Origin of the sequence: uncultured Campylobacter sp. (genome assembly GCF_938017775.1) — a bacterium.
In the GTDB taxonomy this organism is placed as follows: domain Bacteria; phylum Campylobacterota; class Campylobacteria; order Campylobacterales; family Campylobacteraceae; genus Campylobacter_B.
The window spans coordinates 1-5,348 of the sequence record NZ_CALIIU010000010.1 but is presented as its reverse complement, the minus strand read 5'-3'; the positions used below and the strand labels follow the sequence as shown (position 1 = coordinate 5,348).

The window sequence follows — 5,348 nt, the reverse complement described above, 5'->3', positions numbered from 1 at the left end:
CACTATAATGATTTATATTGTATTTTTTACTAGTGTTGTCGATTGGAATAGTGGCGAGTTTTTTGAAATTTTAAAAAATGAAATGAGAAATCCAAGATTTAGCTCTGTGGTTGTAGCATTTCCAATAGTCAATATTTGGGCTTTTATTGATTTCATTAGAAAACTTAGAAAGCCTGAGAAAGTGTATTTATATAACGACAAAGTTTATTGGGATAAAAGAGATACGACGGTAGCAAAACAAAATATTGTTTGGGTTAAAAAAAGTATTTATCCTATGATTGGTAAGATACCAGACAACTCGGTTCAAAAAATTTTTGCACCACTTGGTTTTGTTATTGCGGGATTTTTTTTGATTTTATCAAATTTACTTGCTTGTTTAGCAAAATTAGTTGCTTTATTAATTAACAAAGATTATAAATTTATACTATTTTGCACTATAGTTTTTTATGACAATCAAAAAAATGCTGTAAATGTCTATTTGATGACAAAGCAAGATTATAAACAAGTAAATGAATATTTACTACAAAATTTTAATTTACAAATTGAAAATTTAGATAAAAACTACAAATTCTATAAATAGGAGAAAATTATGCCAGAAGATAACAATACTTCTAACAATTCAAATCAAGGTGTTGCTTGGTATGTCAAGCCTACTTCGGATACAATCGATTTCATAAAAGGAATTCCTGTAAATGTTTTAGCCGACCCTGATAATGTCAAGGTTTTTGATAATTGTGTGAAAATCAAATCAGGTGGGCTTAATATGGTTATTCCTATCGTTGATGCGGCTACTGGGAAAAAAGAGTGGGACGAAGCTATCGCAAGGGGAGCCGGTGATGTGGTGCAAGACTTGGCTGTTAGTGCTTTAGCTTCTAGTGCGTATGTCGCTTTCTTTGGTTCAAATCCTGTCGGTTGGGGTGCAGTGGCTGTTGGCGCTATAGCATTAGGTATTACTTGGATAACTTCCGCAAACGATATGAGCTTTGGTGCTTTTTTGGAACAAGAATTAATCAATATTAAAAATGACAATAAATTCGATGGTATTGTTTTAGATAACAAAGTTACAAAACCAAGAGAATTTAGTATCAAAGATTATATAACAAGCGAAGAATTCTCTTTCGACAAATCAGCCCATACAGCCACTATAAACACAACAAACGAGTTAGACAAAGCAGAAAAAAGACTGCTATATTTTTTGGGTTTAACCGAGGGCTAATTCAGATCAAACAGATCCAAATATCAAATTTGCAAATTTAAATTTACTAATTGTGTGAATTTGTAAAGTGAGTTTAAATTTGTAAATTCATAAAATTCAGTATCAGCGGTACTGACCGAGATTGAATTTACAATGAAATTTTATAAAAAGGATTGATTTGAATAACGATATAAAACAACGAGCCGAGCAGTTAAGAAAAAATGCAGAAGCAAAAATACAACAAGCCCAAATCAAAGAGCAAAAATATCAACAATGGCTTGAAAATCAAAAACAAAATAATCCGAATTTTAGGGATTATGATGAAAATCCGCTTATCTTACAAAGCTATGAAGAGTTTTTCGTTTTAACATTGCTTGGTTCATCTTTTATTTCTTGCCTAATACTTTTTGGATTATTAGAAAATTTATGGGATTATGGAACTATTGAAGATAAAGTATTTTTTTGGTTTAGTTTAATCCCTATAACTTACATTGTTATTGTCGCAATTTTTCAAAAATTCAAATTTAAAAATCATAAAATAAAATTCACAAATCGCTATATAGAATTTTATGATTATGGAAAATTAAAAAGACAATGTAAAATATTAGAAGACGAATTAGGTAGAACATTTTTTGCTAATTCCTCCGTTAAAACAGAGAAATTTCACATACTGGTATATTTTATAATAATACTTTTACTAATTATCGATGGTAGTAAGTTATTATTACCCTTGATTTTATTTTATTTTGTAAATTTAACATTCAAATTTATTTTTTACTTATTCAGAAATAAAAATTTGAAAGGTTTTACAGCCTTACCTTTTATAAGAATATCAAATGAAGTTTTTACGGTATCTATGTATGCTACACCAGTTTCGGGTAGATATTTTATGATTTATTTATATAACGATGAAATTTATAAAGAAGTTAAAAAATATTTTTTGCAACAAGGTATAAACATAGATAATTTACCGAAAAGGTATTCAATTTTTTAGTAACAAAATTTAATAAAACCAAAAAAATAGGGAAAATTTTAATAGATGGTGCGACCGACGAGATTTGAACTCGTACACCTTGCGGCACTACCCCCTCAAGATAGCGTGTCTACCAATTCCACCACGGTCGCATAAATTTTAAAGCTTGATCTTAAGCCTTGAATTATATAAGTTTAAAGCCCGATTTCTCGGGCTTAGGATTATTTTGCAGCAGCCGCAAGACCTTCTGTTACGAAAGGGTTTGCAAAAAGTAAGACGAATGAAACAACCAACGCATAGATAACCTGCGCTTCGATCATCGCAAGCGAGATATACATCGTAGTCGATAGTTTGCTAGCTACGCTTGGGTTTCTAGCGATACCGTTAAGCGTCGCGCTAGCGGCATTTCCCATACCTAACGCGCCACCCAAAGCGGCTAGACCTAAAACGACTGCAACGGTAATTGCAGAAAAAGAAACGATCTGAGTGTAAGCGCTTAGCTGCTCGCTAGCGAAAGCTGCACCGCAAAGTGCGAATAACAATACAAGAACTTTTTTCATAAAAGTCTCCATAAATAAATTTTAAAACGAGTTTCGGCTCAATACCCCCTACTCCAACGTTTTAAGTGTGAAATATTATTAAAATTTTGCTTTTGATTTGTTTAATCTGGCGGAATTTGCGTTAAATTTAACAAATCCCGCCGAGCACGCCGACATCTTAACGCTTAGCGTCCAGATATGTGTTTAGCGCCGCAACGTAGGCCTTCGCTGACGCCAGCATCGTATCTACGTCAAGTCCTCTGCCGATGATGGTGTCCCCGTCTTTAAATTCCACCTTGACGGTTACTTTTGCCAGCGCGTCTTTGCCCTGCGAGACCGCTTTTACTTGGTATTCTTTCAAGCTACCGCTGACGCCGCTGATGCGGTCTATCGCTTTAAATATCGCATCCACACCGCCGTTTCCAAGCGCACTATCGCTTAAAATTTCATCCTTATATCTTAGCGTAAGCGCAGTACTAGCGTGTCCTTTGTTGCAGCTATTGGAGCTTAAAACCAGCACTTCGTAGGTCTTCTCGGCCCCCACGAACTCGTCGTTTACGAGCTCTCTAATATCCTCGTCGAAAACGTCCTTTTTGCTATCTGCAAGCGCTTTAAATTTATTAAACGCAATCTCAATTTGCTCGTTACTAAGCTCATAGCCCAAAGATACCAGTTTATCCTTAAAGGCGTGGCGGCCGCTGTGTTTGCCCAGCACGAGCGAGTTTTTATCAAGCCCGATATCCTCGGCGTGCATGATCTCGTAAGTTTCTTTGTGCTTTAGCACGCCGTCTTGGTGGATACCGCTTTCATGCGCGAAGGCGTTTTTGCCCACAATCGCTTTATTAGGCTGCGGCTCGATACCCGTGATACTCGCGACTAGGCGGCTGGATGGATAAATTTCTTTCAAATTTATATCGGTATAAAGCGGCGCAAATTTATCCCTGCGCGTCTTGATCGCCATTACGATCTCTTCTAGCGCCGCGTTGCCCGCGCGCTCGCCGATACCGTTTATCGTGCATTCGACCTGTCTGGCTCCCGCCAAGATAGCGGCTAAGGAATTTACGGTAGCCATTCCCAAGTCGTTGTGGTTGTGCACCGAAACTACGGCGCGCTCGCCGATAAGCTTAACGATTTCACCTATTCGGGCGGTGATCTCATCCGGATAGAGATAACCCACCGTATCGGGGATATTTATGGTGGAGGCTCCGGCGTTTATCGCAGCGTCGCAGATCTCTTTTAAAAAGCTAATATCGCTTCTGCACGCATCCTCGCAGCTAAACTCCACGTCATCGCATAGACTTTTAGCGTATTGCACAGACTCTACGGCGCGCTTTATGACCTCTTGCGGCTGCATTTTAAGTTTAAATTCCATATGGATAGGGCTTGTAGCGATGAAGGTGTGGATGCGGCCGAGCTTCGCACCCTTTACCGCTTCGCCGGCGGCTTTGATATCTTTTTCTAAAGCGCGCGCAAGCGAACAGACGCGAGCCTTGCTAACGGCGCCCGCGATCTTTTCTATCGCGTCAAAATCGCCTGGGCTCGCCGCTGCAAAACCCGCCTCGATAACATCTACGCCCAGCTTTTCAAGCTGCAACGCAAGATGGATCTTTTCGTCCGTATTCATCGACGCTCCGGGGCTTTGCTCGCCGTCACGAAGCGTCGTATCGAAGATTATGATTTTATTTTTATCCATTGCTTGTCCTTTCAAATCGTTAAAATTTGGCGAAATTATAGCCGCGCAAGCTTAAAAACAATCGCGGCGATAAACATATTTGAGATTATTTCGCCGTTTCCTCGGGTTTGTCTTTTTTATGAAATTTGGCCGCGCTTAAATTTAAAGCTCCGCGAACCAAACCGTAAACGATATAAACCAAAGTGAGCACCGCCGGAAATTCCAGCCTGAAAAGATATAAAAGCGAGAAAAATACGACGATTAGAAGCACTAAAATTTTAATTGCGTTGGGGCGCTTTAGGCTGATCTTTTTAAAGCTTGGAAAGCGGATGTTGCTGACCATTAAAAACGATAGCGCCGCCATTGCGATGATCAAAAATACGCCAAACCCTTTGGAAAGCTCATATTTTAGATAAATTCCGATCCAAAACGCCATCGTAATCGCAGCCGTCGGAATCGGCAGCCCGATAAAAACGCTAGGCTCGTAGGTGCCCGTGGTGACGTTGAATCGCGCCAGCCTGATCGCGCCGAAAACCACGTAAAGTGCTGCTACGAGCGAGCCAACCTTGCCGTAATCGTGCCCGACCGCGCAGTAAAATAGCAGCGCCGGCGCGACGCCGAAAGCAACGATATCCGCAAGGCTGTCGAATTCCACGCCGAATTTCGACGTGGCATGCGTTAGCCTCGCCACGCGGCCGTCAAGCCCGTCGCAGATCAAGGATAAAATGATATAAAAGATCGCGGCGCTGAAGTTACCCTTGATCGTAGAAATTATGCTGATGACCGCCAAAAATACGCTTGCCGCCGTGAAAAAATTCGGCAATATGTAGATTAATTTTCCCTTTTCCTCTTCCATCTCTTACTCTTTAAATTTTATTTTCATACCGCTTTTCGTTCGGTACCGCGGATCGCGCGCAAAACACTTTGGCGCAACCTTCTTAAAATTTAGCGCTAAGTTATTGCCCTGCG

At 39.7% G+C, this 5,348-nt stretch carries 6 protein-coding genes and 1 tRNA gene; 3 read left to right on the top strand and 4 right to left on the bottom strand.

Translation table 11 applies throughout. The annotated features are described in order from the left end of the window. The 3 genes from Q0537_RS01865 to Q0537_RS01855 form a co-directional block, all read left to right on the top strand. Positions 1–580, top strand: a 580-nt coding sequence (locus Q0537_RS01865) for a hypothetical protein (RefSeq protein ID WP_299224629.1), incomplete at its 5' end; no start/stop codon positions are given. A gap of 9 nt (positions 581–589) precedes the next feature. After that, on the top strand, positions 590–1,216 hold the full coding sequence (locus Q0537_RS01860) for a hypothetical protein (RefSeq protein ID WP_299224626.1): 627 nt from the start codon (positions 590–592) through the stop codon (positions 1,214–1,216). A gap of 157 nt (positions 1,217–1,373) precedes the next feature. Then, the gene (locus tag Q0537_RS01855; protein ID WP_299224624.1) at positions 1,374–2,189 is read left to right on the top strand and encodes a hypothetical protein; all 816 of its coding nucleotides are present in this window, start codon (positions 1,374–1,376) and stop codon (positions 2,187–2,189) included. Positions 2,190–2,235: 46 nt separating this feature from the next. On the opposite strand, the gene Q0537_RS01850 is transcribed toward Q0537_RS01855, so the two are convergent. From Q0537_RS01850 to pssA, 4 genes are all read right to left on the bottom strand, one after another. Beyond that, positions 2,236–2,320, bottom strand: a tRNA-Leu gene (locus tag Q0537_RS01850). A 69-nt stretch (positions 2,321–2,389) separates the two neighbouring features. After that, positions 2,390–2,728: an ATP synthase F0 subunit C gene (gene atpE, locus Q0537_RS01845; protein WP_297987338.1), complete on the bottom strand. Its 339-nt coding sequence runs from the start codon at positions 2,726–2,728 to the stop codon at positions 2,390–2,392. Between the two features lie 157 nt (positions 2,729–2,885). Further along, entirely contained in the window at positions 2,886–4,400 is a 1,515-nt protein-coding gene (locus Q0537_RS01840; RefSeq protein WP_299224622.1) for a 2-isopropylmalate synthase, read from the bottom strand. Positions 4,401–4,485: 85 nt separating this feature from the next. After that, the gene (pssA, locus tag Q0537_RS01835) at positions 4,486–5,235 is read right to left on the bottom strand and encodes a CDP-diacylglycerol--serine O-phosphatidyltransferase (RefSeq protein WP_299224620.1); all 750 of its coding nucleotides are present in this window, start codon (positions 5,233–5,235) and stop codon (positions 4,486–4,488) included. Between the last annotated feature and the right edge of the window lie 113 nt (positions 5,236–5,348).

Excerpts from the sequence above, each read along its gene's own strand:
- Q0537_RS01860 (WP_299224626.1), top strand. The coding sequence starts at position 590 with ATGCCAGAAGATAACAATACTTCTAACAATTCAAATCAAGGTGTTGCT.
- atpE (WP_297987338.1), bottom strand. The coding sequence starts at position 2,728 with ATGAAAAAAGTTCTTGTATTGTTATTCGCACTTTGCGGTGCAGCTTTC.
- Q0537_RS01840 (WP_299224622.1), bottom strand. The coding sequence starts at position 4,400 with ATGGATAAAAATAAAATCATAATCTTCGATACGACGCTTCGTGACGGC.
- pssA (WP_299224620.1), bottom strand. The coding sequence starts at position 5,235 with ATGGAAGAGGAAAAGGGAAAATTAATCTACATATTGCCGAATTTTTTC.